This window comes from Burkholderia sp. IMCC1007, from assembly GCF_027257875.1.
Lineage (GTDB): Bacteria > Pseudomonadota > Gammaproteobacteria > Burkholderiales > Burkholderiaceae > Burkholderia.
Window position 1 is genome coordinate 1 of sequence record NZ_JAPVQY010000014.1, and the last position, 18905, is coordinate 18905.

Annotated in this window: 15 protein-coding genes and 1 pseudogene; 12 read left to right on the plus strand and 4 right to left on the minus strand. The window is 67.5% G+C overall.

Going from position 1 to position 18905, the window contains the following annotated elements:
• The 9 genes and pseudogenes from O1Q03_RS15060 to O1Q03_RS15100 form a co-directional block, all read left to right on the plus strand.
• Positions 1-572, plus strand: a pseudogene (locus O1Q03_RS15060) (DUF2875 family protein); the annotation flags it as partial.
• Positions 573-788: 216 nt separating this feature from the next.
• Positions 789-2381 (plus strand): type VI lipase adapter Tla3 domain-containing protein, encoded by a 1593-nt coding sequence (locus O1Q03_RS15065; RefSeq protein ID WP_269504410.1) that lies wholly within the window; start codon positions 789-791, stop codon positions 2379-2381.
• A gap of 194 nt (positions 2382-2575) precedes the next feature.
• On the plus strand, positions 2576-2839 hold the full coding sequence (locus O1Q03_RS15070; protein WP_269504411.1) for a PAAR domain-containing protein: 264 nt from the start codon (positions 2576-2578) through the stop codon (positions 2837-2839).
• A gap of 35 nt (positions 2840-2874) precedes the next feature.
• Complete coding sequence (locus O1Q03_RS15075; protein ID WP_269504413.1) at positions 2875-3129, plus strand: hypothetical protein; 255 nt, start codon at positions 2875-2877, stop codon at positions 3127-3129.
• Between the two features lie 570 nt (positions 3130-3699).
• Positions 3700-4779 (plus strand): serine hydrolase, encoded by a 1080-nt coding sequence (locus O1Q03_RS15080; protein ID WP_269504414.1) that lies wholly within the window; start codon positions 3700-3702, stop codon positions 4777-4779.
• A 51-nt stretch (positions 4780-4830) separates the two neighbouring features.
• The gene (locus tag O1Q03_RS15085) at positions 4831-5076 is read left to right on the plus strand and encodes a DUF7661 family protein (protein ID WP_269504415.1); all 246 of its coding nucleotides are present in this window, start codon (positions 4831-4833) and stop codon (positions 5074-5076) included.
• Between the two features lie 119 nt (positions 5077-5195).
• Complete coding sequence (locus tag O1Q03_RS15090) at positions 5196-5651, plus strand: MarR family winged helix-turn-helix transcriptional regulator (RefSeq protein WP_269504416.1); 456 nt, start codon at positions 5196-5198, stop codon at positions 5649-5651.
• A 70-nt stretch (positions 5652-5721) separates the two neighbouring features.
• A complete protein-coding gene (locus O1Q03_RS15095) occupies positions 5722-6285 on the plus strand; it encodes an isochorismatase family protein (RefSeq protein ID WP_269504417.1) in 564 nt (187 codons plus the stop codon).
• Positions 6282-7736 (plus strand): DHA2 family efflux MFS transporter permease subunit, encoded by a 1455-nt coding sequence (locus O1Q03_RS15100; protein WP_269504418.1) that lies wholly within the window; start codon positions 6282-6284, stop codon positions 7734-7736. The genes O1Q03_RS15095 and O1Q03_RS15100 overlap by 4 nt, the downstream gene beginning before the upstream one ends.
• A 30-nt stretch (positions 7737-7766) precedes the next feature.
• On the opposite strand, the gene O1Q03_RS15105 is transcribed toward O1Q03_RS15100, so the two are convergent.
• Positions 7767-8366, minus strand: a complete 600-nt coding sequence (locus O1Q03_RS15105) for a LysE family translocator (RefSeq protein ID WP_269504419.1) — start codon at positions 8364-8366, stop codon at positions 7767-7769.
• Positions 8367-8461: 95 nt separating this feature from the next.
• On the opposite strand from O1Q03_RS15105, the gene O1Q03_RS15110 reads away from it, so the two are divergent.
• The gene (locus O1Q03_RS15110; protein WP_269504420.1) at positions 8462-9337 is read left to right on the plus strand and encodes a LysR substrate-binding domain-containing protein; all 876 of its coding nucleotides are present in this window, start codon (positions 8462-8464) and stop codon (positions 9335-9337) included.
• Positions 9338-9402: 65 nt separating this feature from the next.
• Here the strand turns inward: O1Q03_RS15110 and O1Q03_RS15115 are convergent, their stop codons facing one another.
• Positions 9403-11121: a SulP family inorganic anion transporter gene (locus O1Q03_RS15115; RefSeq protein ID WP_269504422.1), complete on the minus strand. Its 1719-nt coding sequence runs from the start codon at positions 11119-11121 to the stop codon at positions 9403-9405.
• A 356-nt stretch (positions 11122-11477) separates the two neighbouring features.
• Here O1Q03_RS15115 and O1Q03_RS15120 point away from each other — a divergent pair, with 356 nt between their 5' ends.
• Complete coding sequence (locus tag O1Q03_RS15120; protein WP_269504423.1) at positions 11478-12713, plus strand: mechanosensitive ion channel family protein; 1236 nt, start codon at positions 11478-11480, stop codon at positions 12711-12713.
• Positions 12714-12765: 52 nt separating this feature from the next.
• Here O1Q03_RS15120 and O1Q03_RS15125 read toward each other — a convergent pair whose 3' ends face one another.
• On the minus strand, positions 12766-14187 hold the full coding sequence (locus O1Q03_RS15125) for an aminotransferase-like domain-containing protein (protein WP_269504424.1): 1422 nt from the start codon (positions 14185-14187) through the stop codon (positions 12766-12768).
• A gap of 152 nt (positions 14188-14339) precedes the next feature.
• Between O1Q03_RS15125 and O1Q03_RS15130 the strand changes: the two genes are divergently transcribed.
• Positions 14340-16664 (plus strand): FdhF/YdeP family oxidoreductase, encoded by a 2325-nt coding sequence (locus O1Q03_RS15130; protein WP_269504425.1) that lies wholly within the window; start codon positions 14340-14342, stop codon positions 16662-16664.
• Between the two features lie 140 nt (positions 16665-16804).
• Here the strand turns inward: O1Q03_RS15130 and O1Q03_RS15135 are convergent, their stop codons facing one another.
• Positions 16805-18835: an FUSC family protein gene (locus tag O1Q03_RS15135; RefSeq protein ID WP_269504426.1), complete on the minus strand. Its 2031-nt coding sequence runs from the start codon at positions 18833-18835 to the stop codon at positions 16805-16807.
• Positions 18836-18905: the final 70 nt, after the last annotated feature.

Below are 18905 nucleotides of genomic sequence, written 5' to 3' on the forward strand. Positions count from 1 at the left end.
TTGCGCTCGCACAAGCATGGGACACCGCCACCGCAGATCTGAATGCGCCGCCGGCACGAGTGTTTTACGATACCGGCGCGCCGATCGGCGGCGCAGCGCTACTCGCACCGGCGATGTTCCTGGCACAACGACCGGTCGATATCCTGGCCTCAAACCAAAGTTACGACCTCAGCCAACGCTTCGGTGACACCGGTGCGGCCTCACCGTTCGTCGGCATCGCACTGGCAACGATGGCAACCTACCTGAACGCTGATACCAGCATGGTGGCCCCGCTACGGCGCACGGACCGGGCCACCTTCATCGCCGTCACACCAACCCAACCGGGTAAGCAACCGGCCGACGAACCGTTCGGCGTGAAACTGCGTCCGCAGTTCAGCGACACCAGCAACGAACCGTCACCTGAAGCACTGGCCGCCATGGCCGCGCAACAGCGCGCATGGGAAGCGCGTCGGGAACGCATCGCCGATCCTTACGTCGACCCGGCAGTGCGTGCTCGCGAACAGCGCATCTTGGACGATTTCATCGCAGGGGGCATCGGCATCGATCCGCTCGATCCGAAGAACCGCGGATGAAGTGCTTCGTTGGAGGGGCCGCGTGACGTACTGGCGGCATTGCTGCCAAAGATGTCTATGGTGAATCAGGCGTGCTTCTCGAGGTCACGAAGAATGCATATATCCAGCCGTTGGCGATCGACGTGACGCTATTCCAGTGCAATCGAGTGTGAAGAAGACACAATGAAACGTGTTCAAATTTTCTTGAGTGGTGTGGCCCTATGGATATTAGCTAGTATGTCTGCGATGGCCGCACCGATGGACGACGACCCGCTGAGCCAACTCACCTGCCCATTACCAAACGTCGAGTCACGCCATGCACTGCCGCCTATACCGAATAATCGTCCTACATCAGGTACAGCGCAAACGACCGTCAATGCTCCCAAACTGACAACCTTGGATATCGTCCGTGTCGGCTTGAGCTTGGACGTGTATCGCCAAGGCCAAGCGTGGGCACGGCTGCAACAACAAAACGCACTGCAAAGCAATGCACTTCACATCGGTACGGCCTTACCGATGGACCCGAAGGACTACCCGACGAATGCCAATGACAAGGATATGGCTTGGCGTCAACGTAAGGCCAATGCACTCGAACTGGCTTTGCAGGGCTTCCCTGAGCGCTGGCCGATTCCGACGGTGACGGTAGTACGTGGCTATAACTCCAAAGCCGAGAATCTGCGTACGCCAGCCGACATGATCGCCGACATGCTGGTCGATACGGCAAATATGATGCGGCAACCAGCAGGCTTGCATTGGCACCGGATCAAACAATTGCAAAACGGCGTGATTTGCAACGACACGCCAGAAGGTTTGGTCGAGGCCATCTTCCAAGTCTTCGAACGTAATCCCGATATGCCGGCGTTACTAGTGTATGCGGTAGAAGGTGTGAACATGGCCGCGACGCTGACGACCAAAGACGTCAAGCTGAAATCGCTGGGAGCAGGTAGCGGGCCTCGTCAACCGGGAAAACTAACCGACGCCATTGTGGCCTTGGTCGTCGCTCGCCCCGAACGCCTGAACTGGCTGCGTCGCTACGCACGCAACACGCGCCCCGCAGCCAATCCGATCGATCCCGTCTTCAACGGCTGGGTACATCCGCCGTCACCGCCCTTCACTCCCACCCTGTTCTTCCCCGAACCGATCACCGAGTACGGCTTCAAGCAATGGGACGGGTTGAAGGTCCTCGCCAAACTGCATCGGCCCGTCACTGTACCCTTGCGTCCCGCCGGCACAACGCAGACGAATCAGGCGCGCACGGTTGCGCTCGCACAAGCATGGGACACCGCCACCGCAGATCTGAATGCGCCGCCGGCACGAGTGTTTTACGATACCGGCGCGCCGATCGGCGGTGCAGCGGTACTCGCACCGGCGATGTTCCAGGCACAACGACCGGTCGATATCCTGGCGTCGAACCAGAGCTACGACCTCAGCCAACGCTTCGGCGACACCGGTGCATCATCACCGTTCGTCGGCATCGCCCTGGCAACGATGGCAACCTACTTAAACGCCGATACCAGCATGGTGGCCCCGCTACGGCGCACGGATCAAGCCACCTTCATCGCCATCACACCAACCCAACCGGGTAAGCAACCGGCCGACGAACCGTTCGGCGTGAAACTGCGTCCGCAGTTCAGCGACACCAGCAACGAACCGTCACCTGAAGCACTGGCCGCCATGGCCGCGCAACAGCGCGCATGGGAAGCGCGTCGGGAACGCATCGCCGATCCTTACGTCGACCCGGCAGTGCGTGCTCGCGAACAGCGCATCTTGGACGATTTCATCGCAGGGGGCATCGGCATCGATCCGCTCGATCCGAAGAACCGCGGATGAAGTGCTTCGTCGGAGGGGCCGCGTGCCGTGCTGGCGGCATCGCGCCAGCAGCCACATCGGGTCAATCATCGCCATCCGTTGCGGGCGGCGCTCGGGCGACTATGGCATGCGCCGCCCAAGCAAACGTCCACATCGTCACATGGCGCCTTATCAAACCGCTGTAAACAGGACAGAAAACAAACAGAGGCAACGTTATGCGAGAAATCATCCGCAAGGGAGACAGCACCGACCACGGCGGCACGGTGCTGGAAGGCTTCCCACAGACCAATCTCAACGGCAGACCAATCGCAGGTATCGGGCACCTGGTGTCTTGCCCGAAGTGCAATGGCGTCTTCCCCATCGCGGAAGGCAGCGACAAGTACAAGGTGGACGGCACGCCAGCAGCACTGCACGGGATGAAAACCGCCTGCGGCGCCAGCCTCCTCGCCAGCAACGCCAATGGACGCGTCGCTGAATAGCTTCACCTCCCCCCATCCGCCGACATGGAGTTTTCATGCGAGAAGACGTTAAACAAGCCATCGAATGCTGGGCGTCAAGGCCCACGTGGTTCAGTTCGCATCCCAGCGATAACAAGGTGCTCAGACAAGCGGTTGCCAATCTGAAAAGGCTCACGCCGCGCCCCATCGAAAGCGAACTACAGATTGCCATTTACCAGCGGGTAAAAGATCTGCCGACCCTGCCGGGTACGCCCGGTGATATCGAAGAAGCCACTCGCGCGTTCGCCGTCAAACTAAGCCGCGGAATCTGACACCGGCGCACACGACACTCGGCATGCGGCAGTAACGGACTCCGCCATGCCGAACCTGCTGAAGAAGGCGAGATGTCTGCAAACCACCGTCCAGTTCCGGACCACACCAAACAGCTTCGGCAGCCTGCAACGCGCCTGGGCTTCGCCTGTCTGAACGGCGATTGGAACAGGCCGATGCTTTCCGCCTTTCGAACGAGCGTGGCAGTCAATGCCGATCAACGCGCTCCCCCGACACAGCGTTGAAAATCCAGAGGGGGCTCATCTGGGCACGCCGCTCCAACCACCGACCCAGCAGCGGCTTCAATCCGTCACGCCCCCTTCGATCGCCGCGCGCCTGCATGACACGGACCGAGTCACATGCCGCGTGCCGGCCATCCCTGCCATTCATACGGATTCAGCCGCTCGAACCCGAACGACAACGAAAAAAACGCGAATTGCAGGACCGTTGCTCACGATCGACCGCATCGTCATCGTCACACGATCGCCCGTATAATCTTCGCACCCGCCGACCATCCACGCATTTCCACGCATTTCGCGCCGCCACAACGCGCGTGAAAAGGAGACTTTCGCTTGACCGGCCTCATCGCGCGCCTGCCCCGCGCCCGGACTACCGTCATCATCGCCCTCTCGTTCCTGACACTCGCGTTCGCGACGAATGCGTCCGCGCGGCACGCGCAACCGCAGCGCGCCGCACCACCCCATGCGCATGCGAAAGTCGTCAAGAAAAAAACCGCGCCCCGCAAGCACCAGACCGTCAAACATCGCCGCCCGCGCGCGAAGCATCATGCGGTCAAGCATCACGCCGCGCCCGCGCAGCAACAGCGGCGCGCGAAGCGCACGAGCGCGGTGCGCACACGCCCGGCCGCAAAACCACACCTGCTCGCGAGTTGCGGCTACAGCCCGCACGCGGTGCGCGCGCTGCATTCACGCGCAGCCTACGTGCTCGACGTCGACTCCGGCACGCCGCTGCTGGCGCGCAACGCACGCACCGTGCGGCCGATCGCATCGATTTCGAAGCTGATGACCGCCGTCGTCGCACGCGACGCCGATCGACCGTTGAACGGCGTGCTGCGCGTCACCGCGCGCGACCGCGACACGATCAAGTTCACGGGTTCGCGGTTGCCGATCGGCGCCGAACTGTCGCGCCGCGAAATGTTCCATATCGCGCTGATGTCGTCGGAAAACCGCGCGGCGGCCGCGCTGAGCCGCGACTATCCGGGCGGACGCGCGGCATTCGTGAAGGCGATGAACCGCGAAGCACGCCGGCTCGGCATGCGCGATACGCACTTCCGCGAGCCGACCGGCCTGTCGCCGCACAACGTGTCGACGGCCGAGGATCTCGCGCGGCTCGTCGGCGCCGCCGCGCACGATCCGCTGATCCGCTATTTCTCGACGGACACGTCGACGACCGTGCGGCACGCCGACGGCGAACTGCTGTACGTGAATTCCGATCCGCTCGTCCGCGACGGCCGCCTGCCGATCCGGCTGCAGAAAACGGGCTTCATCAACGAATCGGGGCACGGCGTCGTGATGCGCATGCGCGTGAAGGGCCGCCGCGAAACGATCGTGCTGCTCGGCGCGCCGACGCGCGCCGGCGTGTCGAGCGATGCGCTGAAGATTCATCGCTGGCTCACCTGCTCGATCCAGTAAGCACGACACGACGCACGCGGCCGGCGCGTTCATCCACGAAGGAGCGATGCCATGCAGCACGAATACCGTTTCAACGCGTTCGGACGCCTGCTCGCCGTCGTGCGCGCGAACGACCGCTGGGCCGTGTTCGATCTCGGCGCCGACGGCAAGCGGCGGCCGGCCACCCTGCAGATTCCGTCCGCCCTCGCCGCGGACGAACTCGCGCAATATCTCGGCGATCTGCTGCACGAGAACGCGTCGCCGCGATACAACGACGTCGTGCCGATCGCGCCAGGCGTGCCGCCGCGCCGCGCATAGCGCGCCGCCGTTCGCTACCGACAGCCCGCCGATCCGCGCGGATCGCGGTTCGTCCCGCGCGCGCCGCGACTCATCTTTGAATTCGACAGCTAAACTTGCAAGTTTAGCTGTCATGTTCTATGATCCGCCGCATGAACCCTCCCCGCACGCCCCGCGTTTCCGCCGAAGCCGTCGCCGCCGACCTGACCCTCGCGGTCGGTCAGCTCATTCGCCGGCTGCGCTCCGAGATCGAGTCCGAAGGGCTCGGCATGTCGCAGACAAGCGCGCTCGCGCGACTCGAACGACAGGGCCCGATGACGACCGCCGATCTCGCCCGCGCTGAAGCCATGAAGCCGCAGTCGATGAAGGCGATTCTCGCGAGCCTAAAGGAAGACGGGCTCGTCGAACGCGAACCGCATCCCACCGACGGCCGCCAGATCCTTTTCCTGCTGACGGCGGCCGGCATCGAAGCGCGGCGCAAGCGCAACACCGCGAAGCACGAGTGGCTCGGCGCCGCGATCGAGAAGCTCGCCCCCGAAGACATCCGTACGCTCGCCGCCGCGATCCCGCTGATCCGGCGCATCGGCGAGCAGTAATCCCCGCCGGCGTGCGGCGCGCCATCCGCGCGCACGCTTTCCTTCGCCCCATTCACGGAGCATCCGTCTCATGAGCACAACCCGTCTCGACACGAACACGGCGCTCGTCGTCATCGACCTGCAAAAGGGCATCGTCGCGCTGCCGACCGCCCATCCGGTCGCCCCGGTGATCGCGCACACGCGCACGTTGCTCGACGCCTTCCGCAGCCGCGGCCTGCCGGTCGTCCTCGTCAACGTCGCCGGCGGCGCACCGGGCCGCACGCAGCAACCGCCGCGCACGGAACCGTTCCCGGCCGACTGGGCCGACCTGATCCCCGAACTAGACCGCCGGCCCGGCGACCACGTCGTCACGAAGCAAACCTGGGGCGCGTTTACCGGCACCGATCTCGACGCGCACCTGAAGGCGGCCGGCGTCACGCAGATCGTGCTGACCGGGGTCGCAACCAGCATCGGCGTCGAATCGACCGCGCGCCAGGCGCATGAACTCGGCTACAACGTGACGCTCGCCGTCGACGCAATGACCGACCTGAACGCGGACGCGCACACGAACAGCGTCGAACGCGTGTTCCCGCGCCTCGGCGAAACGGGTTCGACGCAAGACATCCTCGCGCTGCTCGACCAGCGCGGCGCGTGAGCGACCCGCGCGCGCAGCCGTCGCCGGGCCGCGCGACCGGCCGGCTCGATCCGTCGATCTGGAAGGTCAGCGCGGTCGCGACGCTCGGCTCGCTGCTGTCGCAGCTCGACGCGACGATCGTCAACGTGTCGCTGTCGAGCCTCGCGACCGACTTGCACGCGAGCCTGTCGACGATCCAGTGGGTGACGAGCGGCTATCTGCTCGCGCTCACGCTGGTGCTGCCGCTGAACGGCTGGCTGGTCGATCGCATCGGCGCGAAAGCGCTGTACCTGTGGTGTTTCTCCGCGTTCACGCTGACGTCGGCGCTGTGCGGGCTCGCGTGGTCCGCGCCGTCGCTGATCGCGTTCCGCGTGCTGCAAGGCGTCAGCGGCGGGCTGCTCGCGCCGATGGCGCAGATGATGATCGCGCGCGTCGCCGGCCCGCAGATGGCGCGCGTGATCGGGTATGCGGCGGTGCCCGTCCTGATCGCGCCGATCCTGGGCCCCGTCGTCGCGGGCGCGATTCTGCAGCACGCGTCGTGGCGCTGGCTCTTTCTCGTGAATCTGCCGGTCGGCGCGCTGGCGCTCGCACTGGCCGCGTGGTTCCTGCCGGGAGACCGCACGGAAACGCAACGACGGGAACTCGACTGGGTCGGCCTCGCGCTGCTGTCGCCGGCGCTGGTGCTGTTCCTGTACGGCGCCGAGCGCATCGACGCCGCGCCCGGCATCGCGGCGATCGCGTGCTCGGCGCTGCTGCTCGCGGCGTTCCTGCGCGTCGAACGACGCAAGGGCGAGCACGCGCTGATCGACCTCGCGCTGTTTCGCTCGCGCGTGTTCGGTGCGGCGGCCGGCACGCAGTTTTTGTCGAACGGGATGATCTACGCGGGCCAGATGCTGATCCCGGTGTTCCTGATCGACGCGTGCGGCCGCTCGCCCGGCGAGATGGGGTGGCTGCTGGCACCGCTCGGGCTCGGGATGCTCGTCACCTATCCGTCGATGGGCGCGCTGACGAGCCGGTTTGGCGTGCGTCGGCTCGCCGCCGCCGGCGCGATGCTTGCGCTGCTCGCCACGCTGCCGTTCGTGTATCTCGCGCTGACCGGCTACGATCCTTACGTGCTCGTGCCCGCGCTGTTTCTGCGCGGAATGGGCCAAAGCGCGATCGGCGCACCGTCGATTTCCGCCGCGTATGCGTCGGTCGAGCGGCGCGACCTGCCGATGGCGACGACGTCGCTCAATATCGTCCAGCGGCTCGGCGGCCCGACGTTCACGACGATGTGCACGCTGTTTCTCGCGTGGCGGCTGCACGTCGAATCGGCGTCGACCGGCGGTACGCATGCCGCCGCGTACGCGTGGGCGTTCGGCCTGCTTTGCACGCTGCATGCGGCGAGCTTCGTCACGACGCTGCGCTTGCCGCGGTGGGCGAGCGGCGCGGGCGGAGCGCGCACGACCCACGCGCGAGCCGGTTCGCGCTGAGCGGCGGGGCGGCGCTTCGTGCGCGCCCCGCTACGACAGCCACATCGGCACGATCGACGCCGCGAGCAACAGCCCAAGCGCGGCATTCACGCAACGCCACTGCCGCTCCGTGCGCAACACGCGCGCGAACAGCAACCCGGCGCAACACCAGAGCGACAGCGACGCCATCGCGGCCGCGCCGAACGCGACGCCGAGCAACGCACCGAGCGTCACGGGGCCGGGCGCGAGCGCGGCGAACGACGCGGCCGCGCCCAGCGTCATCGCCCAGCCTTTCGGGTTGTGCCACAGCATCCACACACCGCTGACGAACCGCTGCGGCCGCTGCATCGCGGTGTCGAGTCCGGGTTTGCCGCCGCGCCCGATGCGCACGGCCAGCCACAACAGATACAACGAGCCGAGCACCTTCATCGCGAGCTGCAGCGCGGGCAGCGCCAGCAACACGCTGCCGAGCCCGGCCGCCGCCGCCGCGGCCATCGACGCAAGACCGGCCGCGATGCCCGCCATCATCGGCAACGAACGCCGGTAACCGAAATGCGCGCCCGACGCGGTCGCGAGCGTGGTCGCGCCGCCGGGCGTCCCGGTGGATCCGATCACGAAAAGCATCAGTGGCAGGTAGTCGCGAAGCAGCACGAGGGCTCCCGGTCGTCGTCGTCGAAACTCCGTTTTACCCGCACCCAAAGCATTACGAAAGCGAAAGCTTTTTATGCCTGGCATTAGCGTTCATAATGCGACGCATGGTACACAACCTCGACATCGCCCTGCTTCGCGCGTTCGTCACCGTCGCCGATCACGGCAGCATGACGGCGGCGAGCCACGCGCTGCACCTGACGCAAGGCGCGGTCAGCCAGCAGGTCGCGCGGCTCGAAACGCTGTCCGGCCCGCTGTTCGTGCGCGAGCATCGCAACCTGCTGCTTACGGCGGACGGCGAGCGGCTGCTCGGGCACGCGCGCCGGCTGCTCGCCGCGCACGACGCACTGCTGGCCGACATGACGGCCGGCGCGATGGAAGGAACGGTGCGCGTCGGCGCGCCGCAGGACCTCGTCGGCAGCTGTCTCGCGCCGATCCTGAAAGGCTATGCGCAAGCGCATCCGCAAGTCGCGCTGTCGCTCGTGTGCGCGGCGTCGCCGGAGCTGCGCCGTGCGCTCAGGCAGGGCGAGATCGACGTCGCGCTGATCGAGGCGCCGGTCGGGCAACCGGGCGGCGAATGTGTCGCCGTCGATCGTCTGGTGTGGGTCGGTGCGAAAGGCGGCGCCGCGTACCGGCGCACGCCGCTGCCGGTGTCGATGGTCGCGCAAACCTGCGCGTTCCGCCCGACCGTGCTCGACGCGCTGCGGGAATCCGATCGCGAATGGCGCACGCTGTTCGAGAACGGCAGCCTGGACGCGACGGCCGCGACCGTGCGTGCGGATCTCGCGGTGACCGTATCGCTCGCGTCCACCGTGCCGGCCGATCTCGACATCCTGCCGGCCGACAGCGGCCTGCCCGCGCTGCCGAATTTCGCGATCAACCTTCATTTGCCGCGCGGCCAGCACACGCCGGCCGCCGCAGAGCTGGCTCGTCACCTGCGCAACGGCTTTACGCGCGTGCGCGCGGCGGCCTAGCGCCGGTTCACTCCACGCACCGGCACGCAGCGGCCTAGCGCCGGTCCCGGCTTCGCACCACATACTTAAACCACCCCCGGCTCCTGCGGCGTCGCCGCCACGCCTGCGGCCTCCAGCGCCTGGTGCAGCGTCGGAAAGATGCACGACGCGCCGACGATCTCCGTGATCCGGTGACGCTCCATGTCCGCGTGCAGGTAGCGGTTCACGCGCCCGAACAGCACGCCGATCCCGCGCGCGTGCAGCGCGTTGACGAGATCGGTGACCGTGCGCGCGGCCGAGTAGTCGAGATCGGTGATCGCGCCCGCATCGACGATGAACCAGCGCAGCGGTGCGGGTGCCGCGTCGACGAGCTCGGTCACTTCGGCGGCGAACCGGTGATCGTTCGCGAAGAACAGGTCGGAGCCGAACCGGTAGACGATCAGCCCGGGCGCGGTCATCGCGCCGGGCCGCGATGGCACCGGCTGCCAGCGCCCGTTGCCTTGCGCCGCCTCGAGCACCATCGTATGCGGCTGGTAGCTGTGCCGTACGTGCCGCATCAGCGACAACGCGACGGCCAGCAGGATGCCATGCTCGACGCCGACCGTCACGACGGCCACGGCGGTGATGAGCGCGAGCATAAATTCGCCGGGGCTTTCCTTGCGGATCGCGGCGAGGCTGCGCACGTTGATCAGCCCGAGCGCGATCGTAAACACGATGCCGGCCAGCACCGCATGCGGCAGATACTGCAAATACGCGCTCAGGAACAACAGCACGACCGCGACGACCGCGGCGAACGTCAGGTGTCCGATCTGACTGCGCACGCCTGCACCGTCGGCCATCGCGGTCTGCGTCGGACTCCCGTTCACGACGAACGCGCCGCCCACCGCCGCCGCCGCGTTCGCGGCCGCGAGCCCGAGGATGTCGGCGTTGGTGTCGACGTCCTCGCCGTACTGCTGCGCGAACACGCGCGCGGCCGCCGCGCTCTGCGCGATGATCATCACGAAGCACGACGCGGCCACCGGCACGAGATCGAGGAACTGCTGCCACGTGACGGACGGCCAGCGCAGCGGCGGCAAGCCGCCAGCAACGGGCCCGAGCACCGCGATCCCGCGCGCGGAAAAGCCGAATGCATGGCTCGCGGCGATGCTGCCCGCGACCGCGATCAACGGCATCGGCACGCGCGGCAGGAACCGCTTGCACGCGAGAATCGCGACGACGACGAGCACGGCGAGCGCGAGCGTCGGCCGATGCGCATGGACGGCATGCGTGATCACGTAGTCGAGCTGGGCGACGCTGCGCGACGCCGGATACGGCACGGACAGGCCGAGCATGTCGCCGAGCATCGCGATCGACACCTGCACGCCGACGCCCGCGAGAAAGCCGACCAGCACCGTGCGCGACAGGAAATCGGCGAGAAAGCCGAGCTTGAAGATCCGCGCGAGCAGCAGCATCGCGGCGGTCAGCAGCGCGACCATGCCGGCCAGCGCCACATAGTCGGCGCTGCCGGCAGGCGCCATCGACGACAGGCGGCTCGCGAAGATCGTCGCGGTCGCGGAGTCGGCGGCAACCACGAGATGGCGCGATGCGCCGAAGCACGCGAACGCGATGAGCGGCAGGAACGCGGTATAGAGGCCCGTCACGGCCGGCATGCCGGCGATGCGCGCATAGCCGAGCACCTGCGGAATATCCATCGATGCGAGCGACATGCCCGCGAAGACGTCGCGGATCGCCGTCGCGCGGTGGACCGGAAGAATGCCCTTCAGCAGCCGCGGCGCGGGCGGCCGGCGTTCGTTGGAATCTTGCATGCGTGAAATGCGTGAAATGCGTGGATTGCGGTGGTTGCGGTGCTTGCGGTGCTTGCGGTGCTTGCGTACGTGCCGCGAACGACGCGAAGACGTGAAGACACGAAGACGCGGTTCGCGAAGTCGTTCGCGCATCGTGCCCCGAGCGGGCATCCCGTGGCAAGTACACAGTATGTTGCGCGGCACGTGCCGGAAGGATGCCCGCGCAACGGTGAGAACCTTCGGGAGCCGCGCGGCGCCTGCGCGGCACGCGCCCGGAACCCGATGGCACAATCACGGTCCCTTTCATGTGCCCTTCATCGGGCACGCGCCGCAGCGCGGCGCCGATTCAATGCACGAGAAGGACCCAAGCTGCCCCTATGACCCTGAACGAATCCTGGTTTGCGCCGCTCGTCGGCACCCTCATCCTGATCGCCGCCGCCGGCGCGATGACGGCCGCCGTCCATTTCCTGCTGTTTCGCGTGGTCGCGCGCATCGCGCGGCTGTCGGCCACCCGCATCGACGATGCGCTGTTCGAGTTCGGCGCGTTCAAGTGGCTGAACCGCATCGTCCCGTTCGTCGTGATCAAGCTCGGGCTCGGCGCGGTGCCCGGCATCCCGGCCGCGGCCGCGCAGGCCGCCGACAAGGTGCTGTTCGCGCTGATCGTGTTCGTCGTGTCGATGACCATCAGCGCGACACTGTCCGCGCTCGAACACGCGCATCGCACGAGCCAGCGCGATCAGCCGCGGCTGTCGCTGAAAGGCGCGATGCAGCTCGTCAAGCTCGTGATGTTCATCACGGCCGCGCTCGTCGTGATCGGCGACGCGACCGGCAAGCAGATCGGGCTGCTGCTGTCGGGCATCGGCGCGATGTCGGCGGTGCTGATGCTGATCTTCAAGGACACGCTGCTCGGGCTCGTCGCGGGCGTGCAACTGTCGTCGAACGACATGCTGCGGATCGGCGACTGGATCACGATGCCGTCGGCCGGCGCGGACGGCACCGTCATCGACATCACGCTGAACACCGTCAAGGTCGCGAATTTCGACCACACGATCATCACGGTGCCGACGTGGAAGCTGATCACCGAGAGCTATCAGAACTGGCGCGGGATGACCGAAGCCGGCGGACGCCGCATCAAGCGCGCGCTGTTCGTCGACGCGACGAGCGTGCGCTTTCTCGGCAACGACGAGATCGAGCGGCTCGAACGCCTGACGCTGCTGAAGGACTATCTGGAAGACAAGGTCGACGCGATCTCGCAATGGAACGGCACGCTCGGCGCGGCCGGCGAATGCCCGGCGAACCGTCGCCAGCTGACGAATCTCGGCACGTTCCGCGCGTACGTCGCGAACTACCTGAAGCAGCATCCGCGAATCCGTCGCGACATGACATGCATGGCGCGGCAACTGCCACTGACGGCCGAAGGCATTCCGCTCGAACTGTACTGCTTCACCGACACCACGACGTGGGTCGACTACGAGACGATCCAGGCCGACCTGTTCGATCACCTGATCGCGGTGCTGCCGGAATTCGGGCTGCGCGTGTACCAGCACCCGTCGGGCTTCGACATGCGCAGCATGGCCGGCGCCGCGCAGCCCGAACCGCAGCGCGCAGCGTGACGCATACCGGCGGCGCCCTGCAACGGGCCGCCGCCGGCGGCCGTCGTGCCGCTCACCGCCCCGCACACTCCGACGCGAGCCGCCCGAGCACCTTCAACGCCTCCTCGATCTGCCGCGACCACGAATAGCTGTAGTTGAGCCGGATGAAATGCCGATAATCGTTCGTCGCCGAGAACATGTGGCCGGGCCCGACCGTGATCCGCTGTGCGAGCGCGAGCGCATACAGCTTCATCGCGTCGACCTGCCGCGGCAGCTCGACCCACAGCACGTAGCCGCCCTGCGGCTGCGACAGCCGCGTGCCTTCGGGGAAGAAACGCCGCACCATCGCGCTCATCAGGTTCGCCTGCTGCGCATACTGCTTGCGCATCCGCCGCAGGTGGAAATCGTAGCCGTCGTGCTTCAGGTATTCGGCGATCGCGAGCTGCTCGATCGCCGGCGTCGCGAGCGTGTTCAGGAATTTCAGCTTCTCGACCTGATCGCGGTAGCGCCCGGGCATCGCCCAGCCGATCCGGTAGCGCGGCGACAGGCTCTTCGTAAACGACGCGCAATGCAGCACCAGCCCGTCGCGATCGAACGACTTCAGCGCGCTCGGCGCGGTGTCGCCGAAGTGCAGCTCGTGGTAGACGTCGCTCTCGATCGCGGGCACGCCGTGCTTCGCGAGCAGCTCGACGAGCGCGCGCTTGCGTTCGTCCGGCATCTGGAAGCCGAGCGGGTTCTGGAAATTGGGCATCACCATGCACGCGGCGATGCGCTCGCGCGCGAGAATCCGTTCGAGTGCGTCGAGATCGATGCCGTCGCCCGGATGCGTCGCCACCTCGAGCGCGCGCATGCCCATCCGCTCGATCGCGTGCAGCATCGCGTAGAACGTCGGCGACTCGACGGCGATGGTGTCGCCCGGCCGCGCGACGGCCTGCAGGCACAGGTTGATCGCCTCGGTCGCGCCGATCGTCATCACGATCTCGCCCGGCTCGATCGCGATCCCGCGCTCCGCGTAGCGCCGCGCGATCTGGCGGATGAGTTCCTGGTTGCCGGGCGGCAGGTCGTCGATCACGCCCCAGCGCGTGCGGCGGCGCCCGATCGTCTGCGCGTAGCGCGCGAGACGCTGCACCGGAAACTGCGACGCATCCGGATACGGCGAGCCGAGCGGCACGGCGTCGTCGCGCGCGATCGAGCGCAGCGTCGACAGCACGAGCCGGCTCACGTCCACCGCCGACGGCTCCGCGGCCGGCGCCGACGTGTGCAGTTCGGCCTCGGCCGGCGCCGCGGCGCGCGCCCGCACGAAATAGCCCGACTGCGGCCGGCTCTCGATCAGCCCGCGGCTCTCCAGCACGAGGTATGCGCGCAGCACGGTCGTGACGCTGAGCTGCTGCTGCCGGCTCGCCTGCCGCACCGACGGAATCCGCTCGCCGGGCCGGTACACGCCGCGTTCGATCTGCGCCTGCAGTTCGTCGGCCAGTTGTTCGTAACGCTTCACGCGCCTCCCTTTCAACTTCCCTTCAACAACACAGTTGCGCTCCGCACTGCGTGAATGCTCGAAACTGTACTCTTTTTTGAAGCGAAGAGGTGTACACACAGCGGCCGCGGCGCCGCGCGTACTCTCCATGCATCGCCCCTGACACACGCATCATGAAAAAGAAATCCGCCGCCGCGCGCATCGAACCCTATACCCACCCCGCTGCCGGCTGGGGCGCGCTGAAAGCCGTCACGATCAACCTGATCAAGGAAAAGGTCACCGGCGGCAACTACCGCACGCTGCTGCGCCAGAACCAGCCCGACGGCTTCGACTGCCCGGGCTGCGCATGGCCGGACCGCCAGCACGCGTCGACGTTCGAATTCTGCGAGAACGGCGTGAAGGCCGTGGCCGCCGAAGCGACGAGCAAGCGCGTGACGCCGGAATTCTTCGCCGCACACACGGTCACCGAGTTGCTGGAACAATCGGATTTCGAGCTCGAACAGCATGGCCGGCTCACGGACCCGATGGTGTACGACGCGCAGACCGATCGCTACGTGCCGATCGCGTGGGACGACGCGTTCGCGCTGATCGCGCGCCATCTGCGCGCGCTGCCGGACCCGAACCAGGCCGCGTTCTACACGTCCGGCCGCGCGAGCAACGAAGCGGCGTTCCTGTACCAGCTGCTGGTGCGCCTGTACGGCACGAACAACTTCCCCGACTGCTCGAACATGTGCCACGAGGCGACGAGCCGCGGGCTGCCGGCATCGGTCGGCGTCGGCAAGGGCACCGTCACGCTCGACGATTTCGAGCACGCGGACACGCTGCTGATCTTCGGCCAGAACCCGGCGACCAACCATCCGCGGATGATGGGCGAGCTGCGCGAATGCGCAAGGCGCGGCGCGACGATCGTGTCGATCAACCCGCTGAAGGAACGCGGGCTGGAACGCTTCGCCGATCCGCAAAGCCCGCTCGAGATGCTGACGATGTCGGGCACGAAGATCGCGTCGACGTTCATCCAGCCGACCATCGGCGGCGACTTCGCGCTGATCAAGGGGATGGCCAAGCGCGTGCTCGAACTCGACGATGCCGCGCGCGCCGCCGGTGCGCCGCGCGTGCTCGACACCGCGTTCATCGACGAGCACACGGCAGGCTTCGACGCGTTCGCCGACGATCTGCGCCGCGAAAGCTGGTCCGCGCTGACCGCCGAAAGCGGCGTGTCGTACGAGCAGATCGACGGCCTCGCGCAGCTCTATGCGCGCAGCGAACGCGTGATCGCGACGTGGGGGATGGGCATCACGCAGCACAAGCATTCGGTCGCGACCGTGCAGATGCTGACCAACCTGATGCTGATGCGCGGCAACATCGGCCGCCCCGGCGCGGGCCTGTGCCCGGTGCGCGGCCACTCGAACGTGCAGGGCAACCGCACCGTCGGCATCGAGGAAAAGCCGTCGCAGGCGTTCCTCGACCGGCTCGGCCACGTGTTCGACTTCGAACCGCCGCGCCACCACGGCTACGACGTCGTCGAGACGATCGAAGGCATGCTCGAAGGCCACGTGAAGGTGCTGATCGGCCTGGGCGGCAACTTCGCGATGGCGACGCCCGACACGCCGCGCACGTGGGAAGGCATGCGCCGCTGCGAGCTGTCGGTGCACATCACGACGAAGCTGAACCGCAGCCACCTGATCCACGGCCGCGACGCGCTGATCCTACCGACCCTCGGCCGCACCGAGATCGACCTGCAGGACAACGTCGCGCAGGGCGTGACGGTCGAGGATTCGATGAGCATGGTCCACGTGTCGTACGGGATGAACAAGCCGGCGTCCGCGAACCTGATGTCGGAGCCGGCGATCGTCGCGCACATGGGCCACGCGCTGTTCGGCAGCGGCAAGATCGACTGGCTCGCGTACAAGGACGACTACGCGAAGATCCGCGACGCGATCGAGGCGACCCTCGACGGCTTCTACGACTACAACGCGCGCATTGCGCGACCCGGCGGCTTCCACCTGCGCGTCGCGTCGCGTGACCGCGAATGGCTGACGCCGACGGGCAAGGCGAACTTCATCGCGCATGCGCTGCCGACCGACACGCCGATCCAGCGCGCCCGCGCGCTGCACGGCGAGCGCCTGATGACGCTGATGACGACGCGTTCGCACGACCAGTACAACACGACCGTCTACGGGCTCGACGACCGCTATCGCGGCGTGTACGGCCAGCGCCGCGTGGTGTTCGTCAACCGCGACGATCTCGCGATGCTCGGCCTTGCGGCGGGCGAATGGGTCGACATGGAAACCGTGTGGCACGACGGCATCGAACGGCGCGCCGACGGCTTCCTGCTCGTCGAATACGACATCCCGCGCGGCTGCATCGGCGCGTACTACCCGGAAACGAACCCGCTGGTGCCGCTCGACAGCGTCGGCGACGTGTGCAACACGCCGACGTCGAAGTCGGTGCCCGTGCTGCTGCATCGCGCGGCCGCGCCCGCGTCGATCGCCGTCTGACGGAGCACGACGATGCTCGTTCGTCCGCGCGAGCACGAGCACCGGCTGCGGATGCCGGACGAAGTGACGCCCGTCCCGTCGTACCTGACTCGCCGCACGTGACTCGCCGCACCTGACTCGCCTCGCCTGACTCTGGCGGCTCAACCCCGGCGGTGTCGCAGGAAGCCGCCGTGCTCGGCGGTCGCGTCCGCGATCCGCCGCAGCAGGACGATGCCGTTCAGCAACGCCTGCGCGCCGTCGCCGTCGCGCGCGGCCACGCGGCGTCGCAACAGCCGGGCCGCCGCGGCGCAGGTCTGCTCGAGCCGAGCGAAATCCGCCTGTGCGATGCGAGCGCGCACCACCGCCGCCGCGCGGCGCGCGACCGGCTCGCGCGTGGCCAGTTCGGCGAGCGACAGCAGGCTATCGCCGATTTCCCAGATCGCGAGCAGGTCGCGCATGTCGCGCTCGATCAGCGTCTGCGGAAGGCTGCCCGCGAAACCGAGCTCGCGCGCGAGACGGTCGGCCGTGCGGCTCAGCCACGCGCTTGCGGACCACGCACGCGGATCGCGCGCGATACTCGCCAGATCGCGGCGCACCGCGCGATGCAGGCGCCGTCGGCTCGTGCCCGAATCGCCGGGAAACACCAGCGCGAAGATCAGCGCGCCGAACGCGATGCCGAGCAGCGTCGCAAGCGCGCTGTTCAGGAACGCGGCGTCGCGGATGCGCGTCGTGTTGTCCGGCGACGTGAAATTCCAGAAGAAGATCGAGAACGCGCTGCCCATCGCGGCCGTGCGCGGTTGACGCATCGCGATGCCGGTGCCGATCAGGAACACGCCGAGGATGTAGGCGAGCATCTCGAAGCCCGACACCGCCGGCAGCAGGATGAAGTTGCAGACGATGCCCGCGACCGCCGCGCCGGCCGTGCCTTTCAGGAAACCAAAGGCCGCGCGTACCGAGTTCGGACGGGTCGAGAACAGCGAGCCGACGACGGCCGTGATCGTGACGAAGCCGCCGCCCGCCGGCCACGCGGTCACGATCCAGATCGCCGACGCGGCCAGCACCGCGATGAACGCGCGCAGGCCGTTGTGCCACGCGAGCACCGGATCGCGGTGGAACGCATAGCGCACGCGCGACGGCGGCAATTCGGGCCGGTCGAGCAGCGCCCGACTCGCACACGCACGATCGAACCCGTCGAGCAGCGCCGCCAGCCGGTCGAGCGTGAGCAGGCGCGACGTGTCCGGCGCAGCCGGCGCAGCGGCCTCGGCGCGCAGCGCGTCGTCCACGCGTGCGCGCAGTGCCGCCATCTCGTATCCCGCGTCGCCCGCTGCGGCGATACCGTCGAGCACGCGCGCGCCCTCGTCGACCAGCGGGTCCGGCGCATCGTGCGCGCGCGCCGCGTGCTTGCGGATCGCCTGCGCCGCCGCCTGCGCCGTCAGCACCCCGAGCGCCGCCGCGCGCAAATGGCCGATCGCGCTGCGCACCGGCGGTGCGCCGGCCGCCGCATATTCTGCCGCGGTGTCGAGTTCGAGCGCGTCCGCGAACAGCCGGTGCACGGCCGCGCTGTTCGGCTCGCGACGCAGCGCGCCCGCGCCGACCGCCGCCGCCCGCTCGAGATAGCGCGCGAGCCGCGTCCGGACATCCTGCAACGGCGTGCCCGGCGCGAAGACCGTTTCGAACAGCGCGGCGCACAGGATGCCGACCACCACGTACAGGAACCGCGCGACCGCGATATCGAACGCGTGCAGCGGTGCGGATACCGCGTCCATCGCGACGATCGCGGCCGTATAGCCGGCGAGCACCGCCGCATACGCGCGGAAATTCCGCTGGAACGTCGCGACGCCCGCGCACAGTCCGATCCACGCGGCAAGCGCCGGCAGGAACAGCTCGGGCGTCTGCGCGAATGCACCGGTCAGCACGAGCGCGACGACCGCACCGATCGCGGTGCCGAGAATCCGGTACTGGCCCTTCGACAGTCCCATCCCGCGCGTGCCCTGCGCGACGATCCACACGGTCGACGCCGCCCATTTCGGATCGTCGAGATTCATCCTGAATGCGACATAGAGCGCGAGCAGCGACGCGGCCGTATTGCGCAGTGCGAATGCAAGCGCGCCGGGCGGCAAGGTCGGGCGCGCGTCGCGCAGCGCGGCCCGGACGGCCGCGAGCGGCGGCATGCTGGGAAAGGCGAATTTCATCCGGCGAGCATACGGCCGCGCGCCGGCCGCCACTACGGGGCAGCGGCGGGATGCGTTATTGCGCCGGGCG